We start from the raw sequence: 19879 nt of genomic DNA on the forward strand, positions 1-19879 counted from the left end.
GGGGCCGATGTTCGCGGGTGGCGCGGCCGTTCGGGGCCACTCGCTGCTGTCCGGCGTCGCACCGCATACGGAATGCTGTCAAACATTTACGAAAACTGCGCGAGATATTGCGCTGGGTTGTTGGCGGTGGTTGAGTGTGCCGCGCCCCGGCAGACAGTCGGCCGAGGCCTTCCGTGCTCATGCCCGAAGGGGACCACCGATGAGAAGTGCTGGGTTCCGCCGCACCCGCCGTGCCTCCGCGGCCGCAGTCGTCACCGCACTCGCCCTGACCGCCCTCGCCTCCTGCGGCACGAGCAGCAGCAGCGGCGGCGGGAACGACGACTCCGGCAGCGGTTCGTCCGATCCGTCCGCGCCGCTCGATCCGAAGGCCGAGGTGACGCTGACGATCGACTGTATGCCGCCGGCCGCGAAGGCCGCGGAGCTGCGCGAGTGGAAGGAGGACGTCAAGACGTTCAACAAGACCTACCCGAACGTCAGGATCAACGGGAAGTCCACGCCCGGCCAGTGCCTGGAGCCGCCGCGCTTCACCGCCATGCTCAAGGGCAAGTCTCAGCCGGACGTGTTCTACGCGTACTTCACCGACCTCCAGCAGGTGTTGGACAACGACGGCGCCGAGGACATATCCGCGTACGTCACCGACACGTCCGTGCCGGCGCTGAAGGAGATCCAGCCCCAGGTGCTCGACGTCGCCCGTAAGGACGGCAAGCTCTACGCGCTGCCGACCAGCAACTACACCATGGGCCTCATGATCAACCGGAAGCTGTTCACCCAGGCCGGTCTCGACCCCGACTCCCCGCCGAAGACCTGGCAGGAGGTCCGTACCGCGAGCGCGAAGATCGCGGGACTGGGCAAGGGGATCTCCGGCTTCGGCGAGTACAGCGCCGGCAACAACGGTGGCTGGCACTTCACCGCCGCGCAGTACTCCCTGGGCGGGGACGTCGTGGACGCGAGCGGCAAGAAGGCCGCCTTCAACGACGACAAGGGCAAGCAGGTCCTCCAGCAGCTGCACGACATGCGCTGGGAGGACGACAGCATGGGGCAGACCCAGCTGCTGAAGTGGGGCGACCTGCAGAAGCAGATCGCCACCGACAAGCTCGGCATGTTCCTGGCCGCGCCCGACGACATCACGTACATGGTGCAGCAGCTCGGCGCGGAGTACGAGAACTTCGGCATGGGCCCGATCCCCGGGGGCGAGGGCACGCTCTTCGGCGGGAACAACTACATGATCAAGAAGGGCAGTTCGCCCGACAAGATCAAGGCCGCCGTCGCCTGGCTGAACTTCAAGAACCTCAGCCCCGGCAAGGGGCAGTTCCAGTGGTCCCGCACCAAGGCGGACAAGCTCCCTGTCGGGCTACCGCAGCCCAACTTCTTCCTCGGCGAGAGCAAGACGAAGGACGACGCGGAGCGGGTCGCCAACGCCACCATGCCCGTCGCGAACTTCAAGGCCTTCATGGACAACCCCGTCCAGGGCAAGCCCGAGCCGCCGAAGGCCCAGGAGGTCTACAAGATCCTCGACAACGCGATGTCCGCGGTCCTGACCAACAAGGACGCCGACGTCGACAAGCTGCTCGACACCGCCGAGCAACAGGTCAATCAGGTCCTGGCGAACCAGTGACGGACGTGCGGAGGCCGGGCCTGCCGGGCCCGGCCCCGCATCAGGACCACCCGTCGACGAGCGACCGGAACCGGCACCGAGGAGAGACCATGTCGGCCCCCACCCTGGCCACCGGAAGGGCGAGCACACCGCCACCCGGGCAGCAACGACCCCGCACCGGGCGGTTCTCCGGCCGCGAGGACTTCGCGCGCGCCGTGCGCCGCAACATCTCGGCGCACGGCTTCCTGATCGGAGCCGTCCTCTGCTTCTCCTTCTTCTCCTGGTATCCGATGGTCAGGGAATTCCTCCTGGCCTTCCAGAAGACCGAGAACGGCACGACGACGTGGGCCGGCTGGTCCAATCTGTCCTACGTCCTCAACGACCCCGCGTTCTGGCAGGCCTGGCGCAACACCCTGCTCTTCACGGTCCTCGCGCTCCTGCTGGGGTTCGCGGTCCCGTTCGTCGTCGCCGTCGTGCTCAACGAGTTCCGGCACGCCCAGGGGTATCTGCGCCTGCTGGTCTATCTGCCCGTCATGCTGCCGCCGGTCGCCTCGGTCCTGCTCTTCAAGTACTTCTACGACCCCGGCTACGGACTCTTCAACCGCATCCTGGAGTTCTTCCATCTGCCCGCCCAGCAATGGCTCCAGGACACCAGCACATCCATGCTCTCCGTCGTCATCGCGTCCACCTGGATGAGCATGGGCGGCGCCACCCTGATCTATCTCGCAGCCCTCCAGGGCATCCCCGGCGAGCTCTACGAGGCGGCCGAGCTGGACGGCGCCGGGCTGTTCCGCAAGATCTGGCACGTCACCATCCCGCAGACGCGCCTCATCCTGTCGCTGCTGCTGCTCATGCAGATCATCGCGACGATGCAGGTCTTCACCGAACCGTTCCTGCTCACCAACGGCGCGGGCCCCGAGGGCTCCACCACGACGGTCGTCTACCTCATCTACCAGTACGCCTTCAACTTCAACAACTACGGCGCGGCGGCGGCACTCGGCCTCCTCCTGCTGGTGGTCCTCGCGGGCTTCTCCGCGGTGTACGTACGCCTCAGCCGCGGCAGCGAAGACTAGGACGGGAGCACGACGATGGCATCGAACACGCTTGTCTCCCGGCGCGGCCCCGGCAAGGGCAGGGCCCGCCGCCGGGACGCGGACCAGGCCCGCCAGCGGACCCTGATCTCACCGGCCCAGCTCGGCCGGCCCCGGGGGAGGGCCGCCTACTGGGTCGTCTTCGCCCTGGTGGCGGTGGTCTTCACCCTCGCCTTCCTCGGCCCGCTCTACTGGATGGTCACCGGCGGCCTGAAGACCACCCAGGAAGTCGTGCAGAGCCCGCCCACCGCCTTCCCCTCCTCGATCCACCCGGAGAACTACTCCCAGGCGTGGAACGTGATGGACCTGGCCAGGCTGCTCTTCAACACCCTCTACTACGCCTTCGGGGCGCTCGTCTTCCAGCTCGTCCTCGACGTGGCCGCCGCCTACTCGCTGTCCAAGCTGCGACCGGTCTTCGGCAAGGTCATCCTCGGCATGATGCTCGCCACCCTGATGATCCCGGCGACCGTCCTGGTCGTACCGCAGTACCTCACGGTCCTCGACGTGCCGATCTTCCAGCGCAACCTGCTCAACTCGCCCTGGGCGATCTGGCTGCCCTCGGTCACCAACGCCTTCAACATCTTCCTGCTGAAGCGGTTCTTCGACTCCATCCCGGGTGAACTCCTCGACGCGGCGGCCATCGACGGCGCCTCGCCCCTGCGCACCCTGCGCTCCATCATCCTGCCGATCTCCCGGCCGATCCTCGGCGTCGTCTCCATCTTCGCGATCGTCGGAGTCTGGAAGGACTTCCTCTGGCCCATGCTCACCCTGCCCGACCCGGGCAAGCAGACCCTCAACGTCGGCATCTACTCGCTGTCCAACGGGGTCCCGGAGAACGTCCTCATCGCCGCGCTCACCATCGCGTCCATCCCGACGCTGCTGATCTTCCTGATCTTCCAGCGCAACATCATGAGCGGTCTCACCGCGGGCGGTCTGAAGGGCTGACACCCGGGCCACCACCCTGCCCCACCCCACCGTCTTCACCAGCACTCCGCCGCAGCGGCCCTCCGTTTGCACACCCCGCGCCCGGGCCGGGGCGGAGTACCTCCTGCCCGAAAGGAACGCCACGTGGCAGCCAACCGTCCGACCGACGCCACCACACCGTGGTGGCGCGACGCCGCCATCTACCAGATCTACGTACGCAGCTTCGCCGACGGCGACGGAGACGGCACCGGCGATCTCGCAGGGGTACGGGCCAGGCTGCCCTACCTGGTCGAACTGGGCGTGGACGCCCTGTGGTTCACCCCCTGGTACCTCTCCCCGCTGGCCGACGGCGGCTACGACGTGGCCGACTACCGGGCCATCGATCCGGCCTTCGGGCATCTCGCCGAAGCGGAGAAGCTCATCGCCGAGGCCCGAGCGCTGGGCATCCGTACCATCATCGACATCGTCCCCAACCATGTCTCCGACCGGCACAGCTGGTTCGAGGCGGCACTGGCGGCCGCCCCGGGCAGCCCGGAGCGCGAGCTGTTCCACTTCCGGGACGGGCGCGGGGCCCACGGGGAGATCCCGCCCAACGACTGGGTCTCCGAATTCGGCGGCACCCCGTGGACCAGGCTCGCCGACGGACAGTGGTACCTGCACCTGTTCGCCCCGGGACAGCCCGACCTCAACTGGGCACACCCCGCCGTCCGCCAGGAGCACGAGGACGTCCTGCGCTTCTGGTTCGAACGGGGCGTCGCCGGCGTACGGATCGACTCGGCGGCCCTGCTCGCCAAGGACCCCGCCCTGCCCGACTTCACCGCGGGCAGCGATCCCCACCCGTACATCGACCGCGACGAACTCCACGACATCTACCGCTCCTGGCGTGCCATCGCCGACACGTACGACGGCATCTTCGTCGGCGAGGTCTGGCTCCCCGACTCCGAGCGCTTCGCCCGCTATCTGCGCCCCGACGAACTGCACACCGCGTTCAACTTCAACTTCCTGGCCTGCCCCTGGGACGCCCGGCTGCTGCGCTCCACCATCGACGACACGCTCGCCGAGCACGCCCCGGTGGGCGCCCCCGCCACCTGGGTGCTCTGCAACCACGACGTGACCCGCACGGTCACCCGCTACGGGCGTGAGGAGACCGGCTTCGACTTCGCGGCCAAGGTCTTCGGCACACCCACCGACCTGGAACTCGGCACCCGAAGGGCACGGGCCGCCGCCCTGCTCTCCCTGGCGCTGCCGGGCGCCGTCTACCTCTACCAGGGCGAGGAGCTCGGGCTGCCGGAGGCCGACATCCCCCGCGACCGGATCCAGGACCCCATGCATCTGCGCTCCGGCGGCGTCGACCCGGGGCGTGACGGGTGCCGGGTGCCCCTGCCCTGGTCCGCGGACCAGCCGCACGCGGGCTTCGGATCCACCGTCGAACCCTGGCTTCCGCAGCCGGCGGCCTGGCCCTCGTACGCCGCCGACGGGCAGAGCGCGGATCCAGGATCCATGCTCACCCTCTACCGCGAGGGGCTGAGGCTGCGCCGCGAGGAACCCGGCTTCGCCGCATCGCCCGAGGAGACGGCCGGCGGCCGGCTCGACTGGCTGCCTTCGGCGCCCGGCGTGCTCGCGTTCGAGCGGACCCATGGCCTGATCTGTGTCGTCAACCTTTCCGGGAGCCCCGTCCCGCTCCCCGAAAGCCCTCACGAGATCCTGCTGACCAGCGGGCCGCTGGACCCCTCGGGCCTGCTGCCGGACGACACGGCCGCCTGGCTGCGCGGGAAGCGATAGCGGGGGAGCGGGGGCTGCGGCACAGTGGTCGTATGGATGATCTCAACGCTCTCGCCGACGAGCACCTGGCCGCGGCCCGCGCCAACGCCCACGGGCGCAGCGCACATCTGCTGCTGCGCCAGGAACCACTGCGGCAGACGGTGATCGCGCTCACCGCGGGGTCCGCCCTCGACGAGCACAACGCGCCGCCCGCCGCCTCGCTCCAGGTGCTGCGCGGCGCGGTCCGGCTCACCGCCGGATCCGGGGACGTGGACCTCGTGGCGGGCGGACTGCACCCCATTCCGCAGGAGCGGCACGGGCTGCTGGCCCTGGAGGACGCGGTCGTGCTGCTCACCGCGGTCAACGACTGAGCCGACCTGGAGTAGGACTGCGGAATCGAGGCATGAGAGAAAGGGAGCAGCCGGGCCGTCATGGGACGTCCCCGGCGTCCGTCCTTTCTCTCGACCCCGGAGTACGCACGTGCCCAGCAGGACCGATGACACCGTCGCGGATCGAACCGCGCCCTCGGCAGAGCCCGGCGTGCCCGGACGCTGGGGCACCGCGCTGCGCCGGACCCCCGTGTCCCTGTGGAACGACGACGTCTCCGACTGGGCGGCGGCCCTCACCTACTACGCCATCCTGGCGCTGCTCCCGGCGCTCCTGGTCACCGTGTCCGTCATCGGTCTGGCCAACCCCGGCGCCACGAACGCCCTGATCGCCGACATCACGGCCTTCGCGCCGGCCGAGTCGGGGGCGGCGCTGCGCCGGCCCCTGGAGGCGGCCACCCACCAGCGCACCGCGGTCTGGCTGCTCGTCGCCACCGGCAGCGTGAGCGCCATCTGGTCGGCCTCCAGCTATCTGGCGGTCTTCCGCAGGGCGATGCACGCCATGTACCGGATGAAGGACACGAGGCCACCCCTGCGCCAGGCCCATGTCATCGTGGTCTCCGCCGTCGGGCTGCTGGTGCTGCTGATGGCCAGCGCCTGCGCGCTCGTGCTCACCGGACCCCTGGCGCGCTGGCTCGGACGCAGGGTGGGCCTTCCGCAGGCGGGCGAGACGCTCTGGGAGGGCCTCAAGTGGCCCGTGCTGCTCTGCCTGGTCGCCTGCCTGATCCTGGTCCTCTTCAGCACAGGCCCGCGCTCCGCACGCCATGTCCGCCGCGCTCTGCCGGGCGGTGTGCTCGCGGCGTTCCTGTGGCTGGTCGCATCGGCGGGCTTCGCGCTGTACGCGACCCGGGTCGGCAGCTACAGCCGGCTGTACGGCTCGCTGGCGGGCCTGGTGGTCTTCCTGATCTGGATCTGGTTCACCAACCTGGCGCTCCTCACCGGCGTCCAGTTCAACGTCGAACTCGCCCGCGCGGACGACGAGAAGCGCGAGGCGCCCTGAGCCGCCCCGGGCCTTGTGGGAGCGCTCCCAGAAGGGAAGGATGAGGCGATGACCAGGACCGCGTACGTACGCCCCTACCGACGCACCGACCGGGAGGCCCTCGCGGACATCTGCGTCCGCACGGCCGACAACGGCGGTGACAGCACAGGTCTTCATCCCGATCCGGGGCTGATGCCCGCTCTGTTCGCCGAGCCCTACGCCCACCTGGAACCTGACCTGGTCTTCGTCCTGGACGACGGTGCGGGGCACGCGGTCGGCTACGTCCTGGGCACCGCGGACACCCGGCGGTTCGTGGAGGCCTTCCGCGAGGTCTGGCTCCCCCTGGTGACGGACCGCTTCCCCGAGCCGCAGGGCGAACCCGCCACGCTCACCGAGGCGATGACGGCGCTCCTGTACACCCCCGAGCGCATGCTCCTCCCGGAGCTGGACGCACACCCCGCGCACCTGCACATCGACCTGCTGCCGCCGTGGCAGCGCAAGGGCCACGGCAGGGAGTTGATGGGCGCTTTCCTGGGCGCGCTGCACCAGAAGGGGGCCGAGGCCGTCCATCTGGCCATGCTGACGGCGAACACCCCGGCCAGGGCCTTCTACGACCGGCTCGGCTTCCGGGCGATCGACGTACCCGATCCTGGGCCACTGACATATTTGGGGCGCTCCACGGCGGGTGTGGAGCCGATGGGCTGGGCAGGTAGTGGGTGGCGAGCCCGGGAGAGGGCCCAGGCCGCCGGCTCGGAAGGGTGAGTGGCATGACTGAGCAGAGCGCGTGGAGTTTCGCGGACGACCGGGGCCAGCTGGCGGTGGTGGACCACCGGCCGTCCCGGGTGCTCGCGTACGTCCAGGCGGGAGCGACACTGTGGGACTACGGGATACGCCCGGAGGGAATCTTCGGCTCCGGGCACGACGGGGCCGAGCCCGACCTGGCGAAGACCGGCACCCTCCCGCTGGACACCGTGGACTACCGCGGCGCGGGTGACGCCCTGGACGTCGAGACGCTGTTACGCGGCAGGCCCGACCTGGTCGTCGCCGTCAGCTACGGCCACGGCCAGTTCTACGGCCTTGACCCGGACACCGCCAAGCACCTGGAGGAGCGCGTCCCGGTCGTCGTGATCGACGTGGGCCAGGCGCGCACCCTCGACCGGGTCGCCGACCGGTTCGCGGACCTCGCCCGCTCGCTCGGCGGCGAGCCGGTCCCGGCCGCCGCCGGCGAGCTGCACGCCGCCCGCGAGCGGCTCCGCGCGGCCACGAGCACCCCCGGCGGCCCCAGGGTGCTGGCCCTCTCGCCCGCCGGCCCGGAACAGGCGTACGTCGCCCGGCCCCAGATGTGGCCCGAGCTGCGCGTGCTGGCCGAGCTCGGGGTCGGCCTCGTCGCCCCGCCCGACGGCGCCGGGGTCAACTGGGCGACCCTCGACTGGGCGGACGCCGCGGCCCTGGAGCCCGACATCGTCCTGGCGGACGTCAGGTCCAACGCGGTCCCGCTCGACGGGATCGCCGCCTGGGAAGCCGCAGGAGCAGGCGCCCGGATCGCGCCGTGGAACCCGGAACCGCTGTGCAGCCCCCAGGCCCAGGCGCGGTTCCTCTCGCTGGTGGCGGACGCGGTGGCGGGAGATTGAAGAGGATGCCTCGGCCGGAGCCGCCCCTCGATGACGGCACCGGCTGATATCTCTGCTCCGTACGGACGTCCCGGATCGCGCGGGGGTGTGCACCTGGTGAGGCTGGCGGGAGCCGGGACGTGAGATCCCCGTACCTCCAGGAGCAGAGATGCAGCAGGACAAGCACCCGTCGTACCGTCCCGTGGTCTTCCGTGACCGTTCCGCCGGGTACGCCTTTCTGACCCGGTCCACCGCGTCGAGCGAGCAGACGATCGACTGGGACGACGGCAACAGCTACCCGGTCATCGATGTGGAGATCTCCGCCGAGAGCCACCCGTTCTTCACGGGCAGGGCCAGGGTGGTCGACACCGAGGGACAGGTCGCCAAATTCGAACGGCGCTACGGCGACGAGGGCAAGGGTGACGCCGGTTGAGCCGGGGGCCGTTCAGGGCGGTGTGCCGCGCCGGGTCCCGGCATATGTCGCCCTGACCGGCCGGCGTGCCCAGCGGTGTCCTCGCCCCCCTCACGGTCGTTGATTTCTTCATGACCGTGACCCTGACCGACACCGTCCCACCGTCCACCACCGAACTGCTGACCGGCGTCCTCCTCGGTCCGGAATTCCGCCGCGAGCACGGATTCTGGCAGCGGCTGATCAGCACAGAACCGTTCCGCCGCCCCGCCGGCGGAACACCCGAGGAGCGGCTGGAACTCGCCTACGACCGGTTGCGGGTCCTCAACCTCTCCCTGGACAGCGGAGCGCGTCTGGCCGCCGATCCGCGCGCGCTGGCCGCCCTGCACGCCTGGCTCGGTCCGGTGGACCCCGCGCTGACCACCGTGGCGGGCATCCACTACAACCTCTTCCTCGGCAGTCTCCTGGACCACGACCGCACCGGCCGCCGTGATCTGTCGGACTATCTGACGATGCGGCGCATCGGCACCTTCCTCTGTACGGAGGTGGCGCACGGCAACAACGCGGCCGCGATGGAGACCACCGCGACGTACGACCGTGAGCGGGACGGCTTCGTCCTCAACACCCCGAACCCGGGCGCGCAGAAGTTCATGCCCAACACGAGCCCGGCGGGCGGGGCGAAGTCCGGCCTGGTCGCCGCCCGCCTGGTGGCCGACGGATCCGACCACGGGGTGCGCCTCTTCCTGGTGCACCTCACCGACGACGTACGGGCGCTGCCCGGGGTCCGGGTGCGGCGGCTGCCCGCCCGGATGGGCAGCCCCGTCGACCACTGCCTGACCTCGTTCGACCGGCTCTTCGTGGCGCGGGACGCCCTGCTGGGAGACGGCGACGAGGGCGAAACCCCGGGCGGCTTCAGAACCGGTCCCGGGGACAGACGACGGCGCTTCCTCGCCTCGATCGGGCGGGTGACCCCCGGCCGCATCTCGATGAGCGCCTGCGCGGCGGGCTCGGCCAGGGCGACCCTGGCGGTCGCCGTGCGCTACGGCGGGCACCGGATGATCTCCGGGACCCGTGGCGCACCGCCGGTGCCGGTCAGCGCCCACCGGACCCACCACGGACCGCTCGCCTCCGCCATGGCCACGGTCTTCGCCATGAGCCTGCTCCACCGGCGGGCCCAGGAGCGGTGGGAGGCCCGCACGGACGAGGACGGGCGGGCAGAGGCGGGCATTCTCGTCGATGTCGCCAAGGCGTGGATCACCTGGCGGGCCCGTGACGTCATCGTCGAGAGCCGTGAACGCTGCGGCGCGCAGGCGCTGCTGGAGAACAACGGTATGACCGAACTCGTCACAGGCGTGGAGGGGGCCATCACCGCGGAGGGCGACAACATCGCGCTGTACGCCAAGGCGGCGGCCGACATGCTCTTCGCCGCCGAGCCGGGCCGCGACGACGTCCAGGACCCCGCCCCGGAGCCGGGTGAGCTGAGCGACCCGCGCTTCCTGGGCCGGCTCATGGCGGCCGTCCAGGACATCTGGTTCGCCCGGGCCAGGGCCCGCGCGACGCGCGCGCCCGACGCGGACACACTCGGACGCTGGAACGCGGCCTCGGGCCCGGCCCTGCGCGGGGTCGAGGCCCATGCGTACCGGCAGGCCGCCGAGGCCTACGCCGAGGCGCGCGCGGCGCTGCCCGCGGGGGAGGCCAGGGACCGCGTCGGGGAGCTGGAGCGGCTGTTCGCCGTCGAGTGGGTGTCCCGCAACAGCGGCGATCTGCTGTCCGCCGGTCTCCTGAGCCGCGCTCAGGTGGACGCACTCCCGGAGGCCGCCGAGGAACTCCTCGCGGCGGTCGCCGCGCACGCCCCCGAGCTGGCCGACGCCTTCGCCCTGCCCGAGAAGCTGCTCGCGGACTGGCCGATCGCGGGACCGGGCTACGCGGACGCGTACGACGACCCCCGGGGCCCCTGGCACACCGGCCGGGCGAACACCCGATGAGCGCCCCACGCAGGGTGCGGCCGGTGTGCGGCCGCCTGGGCGAGCGGCTGGAGACCCTGGGCCTGCGCGCCGTCCTGCTGGCCTACTGGGGTACGGCGTCCGTGCTCTCGCGCCGGTGCGGGAAGCCGCACAGGGACGGAGGCGAATCGGTTCACCCCAAGCGCTGAACCGCCCGACGGGCGCCCGGCCCGGAGCCGGCGGCGCCCGTCGGCCGTACCGCCGAGGGCCCGGGGCCGTCGGCGCGCCACGTGATAGCTTGCGGATGCCAGTCACACTCCACGTGGAGTCAGGGAATCCGGTGCGAATCCGGAGCTGACGCGCAGCGGTGAGGGGAACGGGCGGGGCCACGGCCACTGGGGCACCTCAGGGTGCACCGGGAAGGCGCTCCGCCCGGACGAACCCGAGTCCGAAGACCTGCTGGCACCCGCTTCCGCACCGGGAAGCGGCCCTTGTAACGGGCTTCGCGCATGAGCCCAGAGAACGCCGAGGATTCCGTGCTCCCCATAGTCAGCGCCGTACGCCGCACAGCCCTGCTCACCGCCGCGCTCGCCCTCCTGGCAGCCTGTGGCCCGGGCGGCGGCTCATCCGACGGGGCCGCGGGTGCCGCCGCCGGCTTCCCCGTGACGCTGAAGAACTGCGGCCGTACGGTCACCGTCGACGCCGCACCCCGTCGCGCCGTCTCCCTGAACCAGGGATCGACGGAGATCCTGCTCTCCCTCGGCCTCGCCGACCGGCTCGCCGGAACCGCGACCTGGACGGACCCGGTGATGAAGGGGCTGGAGAAGGACGAAGCCACCGTGCCCCGCCTCGCCGAGAACCAGCCCTCCTCCGAGAGAGTCCTCGCCGAGGAACCCGACTTCGTCAGCGCCTCGTTCGAATCCATCCTCGGCAAGGGCGGCGTCGCGACACGCGATCAGTTCGATGATCTCGGCGTACCGAGCTACCTCTCACCCGCCGACTGCGCGGGCAAGGACAACAGCGGCGGCGGCGACGGTTCCCGCTCCGAGCCCCTGGCCATGGACCGCGTCTACGACGAAGTGCGCGATCTGGCCAAGGTGTTCGGCGTCCCGGAGCGCGGTGAGAAGCTGGTGGCCGGCCTCCAGGACCGGGTCGACGAGGCGACCGCGGACATCGACGCGTCCGGCACCACCCTGCTCTACTGGTTCGCCAACGCCGAAGCCCCCTACCTCGCGGGCTGTTGCGGCGCACCCGGCATCATCACGCGGGAGCTCGGCGCGAAGAACGTCTTCGACGACTCGCACGAGGAATGGCCCCAGATCAACTGGGAGACGGTCGCCGACCGTGACCCCGACGTGCTGGTCATCGGCGACCTGACCCGCGAGTCGGAGACGGCCGAGAGCGCCCGGAAGAAGATCGAGTTCCTGGAGTCCAACCCCGCCACGAAGAACATGACCGCCGTCCGGCACAAGCGCTACGTCCTGCTCAGCGGCCAGGCCATGAACCCGACCATCAGGACCGTGGAGGGCGTGGAGCGCGTCGCGGCCGGACTGCGTTCCTTCGGACTCGCGGGGTGACGAAGACCGAACAGGTCCCCGGCGCACGCGAGGAGCGGCCGTCGGCGACACCGCCCGCGGGAAGGGCCCGGATCCTGGGCGAGGGGCTGCTGTGGACCGCGGGGACCGTCCTGCTGCTCCTGTCCGTCGCGGTCGCCGTCACGATCGGACCCGCCCGCATCTCCGTCCCTGACGTCTGGTCGGCGGTGGCCTCGCACCTCGGCATCGGCGAGGGGCGGCTCACCCCGATCCGGGACGGCATCATCTGGAACCTGCGCATGCCCCGCACCCTGCTCGCCGCCGTGTGCGGGGCCGGGCTCGCGGTGTGCGGCACCGTGATGCAGTCGCTGCTGCGCAACCCGCTCGCCGACCCGTTCGTCCTCGGCGTCTCCTCCGGGGCGTCCACCGGCGCGGTCGTGGTGGTCGTCCTGGGCGTGGGCGGAGGAGCGGTGTCGGTCCCGGGCGGTGCCTTCGTCGGCGCCCTGTGCTCGTTCGCCCTGGTCCTGATCCTCAGCCACACGCTCGGCGGATCCACCGACCGGGTCGTCCTCTCCGGGGTCGCGGCCATGCAGCTCTTCTCCGCGATCACCTCCTTCGTCGTGATGACCGCGGCCGACGCGGAGCAGACCAGAGGGGTGCTCTTCTGGCTGCTCGGCTCACTGAGCGGGGTCGGCTGGACCGATGTGTGGATGTGCTCCGCCGTGCTGGCGGTGACCCTGCTGATCTGCCTCGGGCACGCCCGCACACTCGACGCCTTCGCCTTCGGCCAGGACGCCGCGGCCGCCCTCGGGGTACATGTCGCTCGCACCCGGATCGTGCTGCTGTGCACCACCGCTCTGCTGGCCGCGGCCCTCGTCAGCTCCGCGGGCGCCATCGGGTTCGTCGGCCTCGTCCTGCCGCACGCCGCCAGGGCACTGGCCGGGTCGGGGCACCGGAGGCTGCTGCCGGTGACCGCGCTCGCCGGAGCTGTCTTCCTGGTCTGGGTCGACACGCTGGCCAGGACCGTACTCGACCCCCAGGAGGTCCCGGTCGGTGTGGTCACCTCTCTCATCGGGGTGCCCGTCTTCGTCCTGGTCCTCCACCGCACACGGAGGAGCGCGTGAACCGGACCGTCACCCCCGGCGACGGCCTGCGCGCCGCGCGGGTCACCAGGCAGGCCGGCGGAAGGATCGTCCTCGACGGGGTGAGCATCGCCCCGCCACCCGGCGCGACCGTCGGGCTCCTGGGGCCGAACGGCTCCGGCAAGACGACGCTGCTACGGGTGATGGCCGGCGTGCTCGCCCCCGGTGCGGGCGTCGTCACGCTCGACGGCCGTACGCTCGCCGAAACAGGCCGCAGAGGTGTGGCCCGCCGCGTGGCCGTCGTCGACCAGCACGCGGTCACACAGGTCGACCTGAACGTGCTGGACGTCGTACGCCTCGGCCGCATCCCGCACCGGCGTGCCTGGTCGTCGCCGGGGCCGGAGGACGAGGAGGCGGTGCGCGAGGCCCTTGCGCGCACCGGACTCGCCGACCGGGCCGCCCAGTCCTGGCACACCCTGTCCGGCGGGGAGCGCCAGCGTGTGCAGATCGCCCGTGCCCTGGCCCAGCAGCCACGCGAACTCCTGCTGGACGAACCCACCAACCACCTGGACATCCAGCACCAGTTGGAGCTGCTCTCCCTGGTCACCACGCTGCCCCTCACCGCGGTGATCGCGCTGCACGACCTCAATCTGGCGGCGATGTTCTGCGACCGGGTCACCGTCATGAAGGACGGCCGGGTGGTCGCGGGCGGGACGCCGTCGGAGGTGATCACCGAGGAACTGATCGCCGATGTCTACCGGGTGCGCGCCGTGGTGACGCCGGAAGGCCCCGACGGGCGCCCCTCGGTGCGGTTCCTGCCGGGGTGAGCGAAGACGGGGCGGACGTACGGCGAAAAGGCGGACGTACGAATAAAGAGCGGACCTACGGCGAAAGAGCGGACCTACGACGGAAGGGCGGGCCCGTGAACCACCCGGGTCCGCCCCTCGCTACTGTCGCGCGGCCTTTCGCCGCTGGGTGAGGGGGTCAGCGACGACGTCCCTGGCCGAACTCGCCGCCCATGTCCTTGTCGCTGCCCATGTCGTCCTTGCCGTCCGCGTAGTCGATCTTCTCCTTGCGGAGCTCGGCGGAGACTTCCTTCTGCTCGGTGACCTTGCTGGTTTCGAGGCGGACCCGTTCCACCGGGACCGACTCCTTGCGGACGGTGGCTCGTTCGGCGTGCAGGGTGACCTCGACGTCCTGTTCGCCGAGATCGTTCGTCCCCTTCACACCCGTGGCCTTCTCGCCCGGCTGCAGAGGCTCGCGTACGACGCGCACCTCGTCGTGGGACACCGGCACCGTCCGCGTGACGTTTTCGGTCACGACGTACTTGTGCAGGCGTGCCGTTCCGCTCTCGTACTCCTCCGTACCGACCTGGAGCTGCTCCTCGGACCGGAGCATCTCCTCGCCGCCGGCACCGGCGGCGGACCGCTCGGCTCCGGCTCCGGCGAGCGGGCGGGACGTCGTGGAGGCCGTGTCGCGGTGCTTGCCCGTGCCGGCACCCGTGGTGCCCGCGCCGGCGGTGGTGCCGGTGGCCTTCGCCTGGCCGCCGGAGGTCGTACGGGCGGTGCCGGCTGCTCCGGCCGCACCCGCCGCACCCGCGGCGCCCGCGGCACCCATGGCTCCCGTTCCGGTCCCGGACGTCGTGCGCGCGTCGCCGCCCGCACCGCCGGTGGCCTTCCTGGTCATCCCGTAGTGCCGGTAGAGCTCCTCCTCCTCCGATACGGACAGATGCGCGTCGGCGTCCACCCGGGGGGCGTCCTTGACGCGGTCCTTCGGATGCGAGACGTGCAGGTCGGAGCCCACCCGGCGGGCTCCGGCCAGCGGTACGAAGCTCTCCTTCATCCCGAACATGCCGGTCTTGACCGTGATCCAGTCGGGCTTGCCGGTGTCGTCGTCGACGTACACCCGCCCCACTGTGCCGACTTTCTCCCCGTCACTGTCGTAGACGGTCAGACCGTCGAGTTCTCCGGAATCCGTGAAACCGTCAGCGGCTCCCATGGCCGATTCCTCCTCGCCCGGGCGCGTCCTGTGGGTGGGTCCAGCAGGGGAGGCGCGTCCGGATTCCATCGCGCCTCACCCGGATGGACGGTGCAACTTCCCGGCTCGACCGGCGAGCGGCCCAGGACATCGGAGAGGGGCGGTGGCCCCGTTCCACGCGGGTATCCGCCCCGCGAGCCCATTACGCCATTCGAGTGAGCCGGGGTCCGGACGGGGCGGCCGGGGCGCACCGGCCCGCCCGTATGATCGACGCGCTGCCGCCGACCGTCGGCAGGCCTGTCACGGGGGGTGCGCCATCGGATCCGTAAGCACGCGTCTGCCCCGGCAGCGCGGCGAGCTGCTGGCCCGCCAGGAGGACGGCATCGGGCTGCACCACCTGGTGTGGCGGCTCGGACCCGGCTGGCGGGTGTGCAGCAGCGCCGTGCTCGGCGGCGGGCTCGGCCCGCGCGCCTGGATCCTGAACGCCCAGGTGCCCGGTGGCTACCCCCGCGTCGACCCCGCCGGGCACCTCTCGGAGATCGCGGCGGCCGAGGCGCTGTCCGGCCCCGGGGCGGGACTGATGACCGCGGCCGATGTCACCGCGCACACCGTCGCCGACGACGGCGGCGCGACCGCCACGGTCACCAGCGGTCTCGGCGTACGGGGGTGGGCGGCCGTCCCGGCCGAAGGCACCGAGGGGCCACCTCTCCCGGGGACGGTCAACATCGTCGTCACCCTCCCCGTGGCACTCTCCGACGCCGCCCTGGTCAACGCCGTGGCCACCGCGACCGAGGCGAAGGTCCAGGGCCTGCTGGAGGCCGGACTCGACTGCTCGGGGACACCGACGGACGCGGTCTGCGTCGCCGCGCCCGACCCGGGGGAGCGGCCCGGCGAACCGTTCGCAGGACCGCGTTCGCTCTGGGGCGCACGACTCGCCAGAGCCGTGCACAGCGCCGTTCTGGAAGGCGCCCTGCGGCAGTCTTGAGCCCTCCGGTCGAGGAACCGGTCCGCACCGACGAAGGGAACCCACCCATGACCACCGCATCCCCCGCCGACGCCGCATCCGGTACGCCGACCGTCGCGGTCCTGGGCACCGGGATCATGGGATCCGGGATGGCCCGCAGCCTGCTCAGGGACCGGCTCCCGGTCCGCGTCTGGAACCGCACACGCTCGCGCGCCGAACCCCTGGCCGCCCACGGCGCCGTCGTGACGGACACACCGGAGGAAGCGGTACGGGGAGCCGATGTCGTCCTCACCACCCTGAACGACGGCCGGTCCGTCGCGGAGACCCTCACCGCCGCGGCCCCCGGCCTGCGCCCGGGACAGGTCTGGCTGCAGAGCGCCACCGTCGGGCTCGACGCCACGACCGACCTCGCCCACCGGGCCGCCGGACTGGGGCTCGTCTACCTCGACACCCCCGTCTCCGGCACCAAGCAGCCCGCGGAGCAGGGCACACTCACCGTGTTCGTCTCCGGCCCGTCCGACGCCCGGGCGACCGCGCAGCCCGTCCTGGAGGCGATCGGACAGCGCACCGTGTGGGTCGGGGAGGAGCCGGGGGCGGCCACCCGGCTCAAGCTCGTCGCCAACACCTGGGTGATCAACATGGTCAACGGCGTCGCGGAATGTCTGAATCTCGCCGAGGGCCTCGGGCTCGACCCGCAGCTCTTCCTGGACGCGATGAGGGGCGGCCCGCTGGACACCCCGTATCTCCAGGCCAAGTCCGCCGCGGTGCTCTCCGGGGACCTCAGCCCGAGCTTCGCGCTCTCCACCGCGCTCAAGGACTCCCGGCTGATCCTGGAGGCGGCCGAGGCGTCCGGGGTCACCCTCGACCTGGTCGCCGCATCCGCCGAGCGGTTCACCCGGGCGGAGGCCGCCGGACACGGCGACCAGGACATGATCGCCACCTACTACGCGGGCCGGCCCGCCGAGTAGGCCGGACCACCGTCACCGGGTGTCTCACCACGTCCCGGACACGGTTCGGCGGCCGGCGGCAGCAACTCCCGTACGAGAGCGCCCACCTGATCGGTCTCGATGAGGAAGCCGTCGTGCCCGTACGGGGATTCGACGATCCGGAGGCGGTCCGCGCCCGGCAGCAACGACGCCTGCTCCGCCTGCTGCGCCGGTGGGTAGAGCCGGTCCGAATCGATGCCGACGACCAGGGCGGGCATCTCCGCCCCGCGCAGCGCACGCGCGACGCCTCCGCGGCCCCGGCCCACGTCGTGTCCGTTCATCGCCTCGGTGAGCACCACATAGCTGCCCGCGTCGAAGCGGTGCACCAGCTTGGCCGCGTGATGGTCGAGATACGACTCCACCTGGTAGCGACCGCCCCGCGCGGGCAGTTCACCGGGCTGCGCCCGTCGGCCGAACCGCGCCCCCAGCTCCGCCTCGCTGCGATACGTGACATGGGCGATCCGCCGGGCCAGCCCGAGGCCCTGGTGCGGGCCCGAGCCGGGCGGTGCGTCGTGGTAGGCGCCGCCCTGCCAGCCCGGATCGTTGCGGATCGCGGCGATCTGCGTGCTGCCCCACGCGATCTGTTCGGCCGAGGACGCGGCCGGAGCCGCCAGGACCAGCAGCGATCCCGTACGGTCCGGGCGGCTCACCGCCCATTCGAGCGCCCGCATGCCGCCCATCGAACCGCCGATCACCGCCGCCCACCGGCCGATCCCCAGGGCATCCGCCAGCCACACCTCCGCCGTCACCTGGTCACGAATCGTCAGACGGGGGAAGTCCCCGCCCCAGCGGGAACCGTCGGACCGCAGGGAGGCGGGCCCTGTGCTGCCCTGGCACCCGCCCAGGACGTTCGGCGCGACGACGAACCAGCGGTCGGTGTCCAGGGCGCGGCCGGGGCCGATCAGCGCGTCCCACCAGCCGGCCGACGGGTGGCCCGGCCCGGCGGGACCCGCCGCGTGGCTGTCACCGGTCAGCGCGTGCAGGAGGAGCACCGCGTTGGCCCCGTCCGGCGCGAGCCGCCCCCAGGTCTCGTACGCCAGTCGTACGTCAGGCAGCGTGGCACCGGACTCGAGACCGAGCGGCCCGTCGAGCGCCACCCATGAGCGCCCGCCGGGCGGATCCCCCTCCCGCCGGCCTCCGGAAGCCGGCGGAAGGGGAAGCGCCGGGGGCTCGAAGACGCGGTTCAGGACGCGGCCTTCGCGGCGCGGAACCCTGCCTCCAGATCCGCCTTGAGGTCGTCCACGTTCTCCAGACCCACCGAGAGCCGCACCAGGCCCGCGGTCGCTCCGGTGGCGGCGAGCTGCTCCTCGGTCAGCTGGCTGTGCGTCGTGGACGCCGGGTGGATGATCAGGCTCCGTACATCGCCGATGTTGGCGAGATGGCTGAACAGCTCGACCGCGTCCACGAACCGCTTTCCCGCCTCCACCCCGTCCCGCAGCTCGAAGGCGAGCACCGCGCCGGCGCCGCGCGGCAGATAGCGCTGTCCGGCCTCGTACCAGGGGCTCGACCCGAGTCCCGCGTAGTGCACCGCCGACACCTCGTCCCGGGCCTCCAGCCAGCGGGCCAGCGCCAGAGCGTTGGACGTGTGCCGCTCCAGACGCAGGCTGAGCGTCTCCACCCCCTGGAGGAGCAGGAAGGCCGAGTGCGGCGACAGCGCCGGCCCGAGGTCACGCAGCAGCTGGACCCGCAGCTTCACGGCGAACGCACCGTGTCCGAGGTCCGGCCAGTAGCGCAGCCCGTGGTAGCTGGGGTCGGGGGCGTGGAAGTCCGCGAACCGCTCGGCGTGCGCGCCGAAGTCGAAGGTGCCGCCGTCCACGACGACACCGCCGATCGTGGTGCCGTGGCCCCCGAGGAACTTCGTCGCGGAGTGCACCACGATGTCCGCGCCGTGCTCCAGCGGCCGCAGCAGATAGGGCGTGGGCACCGTGTTGTCGACGATCAGCGGGACGCCCGCCTCGTGCGCGACATCCGCCACGCTCCGGATGTCGAGGACGTCGCCGCGCGGATTGCCGAGCGTCTCCGCGAACACGGCCTTGGTACCGGGCCGGACGGCGGCCCGCCAGGCCTCGATGTCGTCGGGGTCCTCGACGAACGACACCTCGATCCCGAACCGGGGGAGCGTGTGCCGGAACAGGTTGTACGTACCGCCGTAGAGGGAGGCGGAGGAGACGACATGGTCCCCGGCGCCCGCCAGCGTCAGGAGCGCCAGCGTCTCGGCGGCCTGGCCCGAGGCCAGCGCGACCGCGGCGACCCCGCCCTCCAGCGCGGCGATCCGCTGCTCCAGGACGTCCTGGGTGGGGTTGTGGATCCTGGTGTAGATGTTGCCGGGCTCGGCCAGTGAGAACAGGTCGGCCGCGTGCGCGGTGTCCTTGAACACGAAGGAGGTCGACTGGTAGATCGGCACCGCCCTGGCCCCGGTCGTCGGATCGGGGACCGCGCCGGAGTGGATCTGCTTCGTCTCGAAGGACCACGCGGCCCCGGCGTCCTGCCGGTCCTGGTCCTCAGGGGTGTGTCCTGCGGTGACGGAGTCGACGGGCTGGCTCATGTCATACCTCGCACGGTCGTTCGGAGGATGTCCGCGGAGCATCGTGGCGGCGCGGTGCGTACTGATTACGGACCGTAGGGCCCGTCCGCGCCG

The 19879-nt window shown here is 71.6% G+C and carries 19 protein-coding genes and 1 riboswitch; of the genes, 16 read left to right on the forward strand and 3 right to left on the reverse strand.

The features are described from left to right. The first annotated feature begins 199 nt into the window (after nt 1–199). The 14 genes from OG623_RS33115 to OG623_RS33180 all read left to right on the forward strand — a co-directional run bounded on the left by OG623_RS33115 (nt 200) and on the right by OG623_RS33180 (nt 14141). Complete coding sequence (locus OG623_RS33115) at nt 200–1615, forward strand: extracellular solute-binding protein (RefSeq protein WP_406151290.1); 1416 nt, start codon at nt 200–202, stop codon at nt 1613–1615. Between the two features lie 89 nt (nt 1616–1704). Further along, a complete protein-coding gene (locus OG623_RS33120; RefSeq protein ID WP_406151291.1) occupies nt 1705–2667 on the forward strand; it encodes a carbohydrate ABC transporter permease in 963 nt (320 codons plus the stop codon). A gap of 15 nt (nt 2668–2682) precedes the next feature. Further along, the gene (locus tag OG623_RS33125) at nt 2683–3630 is read left to right on the forward strand and encodes a carbohydrate ABC transporter permease (protein ID WP_406151292.1); all 948 of its coding nucleotides are present in this window, start codon (nt 2683–2685) and stop codon (nt 3628–3630) included. A 123-nt stretch (nt 3631–3753) separates the two neighbouring features. Further along, complete coding sequence (locus OG623_RS33130) at nt 3754–5391, forward strand: glycoside hydrolase family 13 protein (RefSeq protein WP_406151293.1); 1638 nt, start codon at nt 3754–3756, stop codon at nt 5389–5391. A gap of 32 nt (nt 5392–5423) precedes the next feature. Beyond that, entirely contained in the window at nt 5424–5741 is a 318-nt protein-coding gene (locus OG623_RS33135; RefSeq protein ID WP_406151294.1) for a cupin, read from the forward strand. 109 nt (nt 5742–5850) lie between these two features. Further along, on the forward strand, nt 5851–6756 hold the full coding sequence (locus OG623_RS33140) for a YihY/virulence factor BrkB family protein (RefSeq protein ID WP_406151295.1): 906 nt from the start codon (nt 5851–5853) through the stop codon (nt 6754–6756). Nucleotides 6757–6804: 48 nt separating this feature from the next. Then, nucleotides 6805–7497: a GNAT family N-acetyltransferase gene (locus OG623_RS33145; RefSeq protein WP_406151296.1), complete on the forward strand. Its 693-nt coding sequence runs from the start codon at nt 6805–6807 to the stop codon at nt 7495–7497. Nucleotides 7498–7502: 5 nt separating this feature from the next. Further along, nucleotides 7503–8366: an ABC transporter substrate-binding protein gene (locus OG623_RS33150; RefSeq protein WP_406151297.1), complete on the forward strand. Its 864-nt coding sequence runs from the start codon at nt 7503–7505 to the stop codon at nt 8364–8366. 148 nt (nt 8367–8514) lie between these two features. Further along, entirely contained in the window at nt 8515–8778 is a 264-nt protein-coding gene (locus OG623_RS33155; protein WP_406151298.1) for a type B 50S ribosomal protein L31, read from the forward strand. A gap of 110 nt (nt 8779–8888) precedes the next feature. Then, nucleotides 8889–10739 (forward strand): acyl-CoA dehydrogenase, encoded by a 1851-nt coding sequence (locus tag OG623_RS33160; protein ID WP_406151299.1) that lies wholly within the window; start codon nt 8889–8891, stop codon nt 10737–10739. Beyond that, nucleotides 10736–10906 carry a hypothetical protein gene (locus OG623_RS33165; protein ID WP_406151300.1) on the forward strand — a complete coding sequence of 57 codons (171 nt, stop codon included), beginning with the start codon at nt 10736–10738 and terminating at the stop codon, nt 10904–10906. Before OG623_RS33160 ends, OG623_RS33165 begins: the two co-directional genes overlap by 4 nt. Nucleotides 10907–10988: 82 nt before the next feature. Then, nucleotides 10989–11176, forward strand: a riboswitch (cobalamin riboswitch). 30 nt (nt 11177–11206) lie between these two features. After that, nucleotides 11207–12274, forward strand: a complete 1068-nt coding sequence (locus OG623_RS33170) for an ABC transporter substrate-binding protein (RefSeq protein WP_406151301.1) — start codon at nt 11207–11209, stop codon at nt 12272–12274. Next, nucleotides 12271–13356, forward strand: coding sequence for a FecCD family ABC transporter permease (locus tag OG623_RS33175; protein WP_406151302.1), 1086 nt, complete (start codon nt 12271–12273; stop codon nt 13354–13356). The genes OG623_RS33170 and OG623_RS33175 overlap by 4 nt, the downstream gene beginning before the upstream one ends. Continuing rightward, nucleotides 13353–14141, forward strand: coding sequence for an ABC transporter ATP-binding protein (locus OG623_RS33180; RefSeq protein WP_406151303.1), 789 nt, complete (start codon nt 13353–13355; stop codon nt 14139–14141). Before OG623_RS33175 ends, OG623_RS33180 begins: the two co-directional genes overlap by 4 nt. Nucleotides 14142–14298: 157 nt before the next feature. Here OG623_RS33180 and OG623_RS33185 read toward each other — a convergent pair whose 3' ends face one another. Further along, nucleotides 14299–15312 (reverse strand): PRC and DUF2382 domain-containing protein, encoded by a 1014-nt coding sequence (locus OG623_RS33185; RefSeq protein ID WP_406151304.1) that lies wholly within the window; start codon nt 15310–15312, stop codon nt 14299–14301. 361 nt (nt 15313–15673) lie between these two features. Here OG623_RS33185 and OG623_RS33190 point away from each other — a divergent pair, with 361 nt between their 5' ends. Both OG623_RS33190 and OG623_RS33195 read left to right on the forward strand, forming a co-directional pair. Next, entirely contained in the window at nt 15674–16276 is a 603-nt protein-coding gene (locus OG623_RS33190; RefSeq protein WP_406152114.1) for an adenosylcobinamide amidohydrolase, read from the forward strand. A gap of 47 nt (nt 16277–16323) precedes the next feature. Beyond that, on the forward strand, nt 16324–17223 hold the full coding sequence (locus tag OG623_RS33195; protein ID WP_406151305.1) for an NAD(P)-dependent oxidoreductase: 900 nt from the start codon (nt 16324–16326) through the stop codon (nt 17221–17223). On the opposite strand, the gene OG623_RS33200 is transcribed toward OG623_RS33195, so the two are convergent. Beyond that, nucleotides 17199–18428 carry a homoserine O-acetyltransferase gene (locus OG623_RS33200; RefSeq protein ID WP_406152116.1) on the reverse strand — a complete coding sequence of 410 codons (1230 nt, stop codon included), beginning with the start codon at nt 18426–18428 and terminating at the stop codon, nt 17199–17201. The two genes, OG623_RS33195 and OG623_RS33200, sit on opposite strands and share 25 nt — an antisense overlap. Beyond that, complete coding sequence (locus OG623_RS33205) at nt 18425–19786, reverse strand: bifunctional o-acetylhomoserine/o-acetylserine sulfhydrylase (RefSeq protein ID WP_406151306.1); 1362 nt, start codon at nt 19784–19786, stop codon at nt 18425–18427. The genes OG623_RS33200 and OG623_RS33205 overlap by 4 nt, the downstream gene beginning before the upstream one ends. Nucleotides 19787–19879: the final 93 nt, after the last annotated feature.

Source organism: Streptomyces sp. NBC_01012 (genome assembly GCF_045162755.1).
In the GTDB taxonomy this organism is placed as follows: Bacteria; Actinomycetota; Actinomycetes; order Streptomycetales; family Streptomycetaceae; genus Streptomyces.

What these genes read in the sequence shown, in the direction of transcription:
- OG623_RS33195 (WP_406151305.1), top strand. Translation starts at nt 16,324, where the DNA reads ATGACCACCGCATCCCCCGCCGACGCCGCATCCGGTACGCCGACCGTC.
- OG623_RS33185 (WP_406151304.1), bottom strand. Translation starts at nt 15,312, where the DNA reads ATGGGAGCCGCTGACGGTTTCACGGATTCCGGAGAACTCGACGGTCTG.
- OG623_RS33145 (WP_406151296.1), top strand. Translation starts at nt 6,805, where the DNA reads ATGACCAGGACCGCGTACGTACGCCCCTACCGACGCACCGACCGGGAG.
- OG623_RS33165 (WP_406151300.1), top strand. Translation starts at nt 10,736, where the DNA reads ATGAGCGCCCCACGCAGGGTGCGGCCGGTGTGCGGCCGCCTGGGCGAG.
- OG623_RS33135 (WP_406151294.1), top strand. Translation starts at nt 5,424, where the DNA reads ATGGATGATCTCAACGCTCTCGCCGACGAGCACCTGGCCGCGGCCCGC.
- OG623_RS33150 (WP_406151297.1), top strand. Translation starts at nt 7,503, where the DNA reads ATGACTGAGCAGAGCGCGTGGAGTTTCGCGGACGACCGGGGCCAGCTG.
- OG623_RS33115 (WP_406151290.1), top strand. Translation starts at nt 200, where the DNA reads ATGAGAAGTGCTGGGTTCCGCCGCACCCGCCGTGCCTCCGCGGCCGCA.
- OG623_RS33170 (WP_406151301.1), top strand. Translation starts at nt 11,207, where the DNA reads ATGAGCCCAGAGAACGCCGAGGATTCCGTGCTCCCCATAGTCAGCGCC.
- OG623_RS33155 (WP_406151298.1), top strand. Translation starts at nt 8,515, where the DNA reads ATGCAGCAGGACAAGCACCCGTCGTACCGTCCCGTGGTCTTCCGTGAC.
- OG623_RS33120 (WP_406151291.1), top strand. Translation starts at nt 1,705, where the DNA reads ATGTCGGCCCCCACCCTGGCCACCGGAAGGGCGAGCACACCGCCACCC.
- OG623_RS33160 (WP_406151299.1), top strand. Translation starts at nt 8,889, where the DNA reads ATGACCGTGACCCTGACCGACACCGTCCCACCGTCCACCACCGAACTG.
- OG623_RS33205 (WP_406151306.1), bottom strand. Translation starts at nt 19,786, where the DNA reads ATGAGCCAGCCCGTCGACTCCGTCACCGCAGGACACACCCCTGAGGAC.
- OG623_RS33125 (WP_406151292.1), top strand. Translation starts at nt 2,683, where the DNA reads ATGGCATCGAACACGCTTGTCTCCCGGCGCGGCCCCGGCAAGGGCAGG.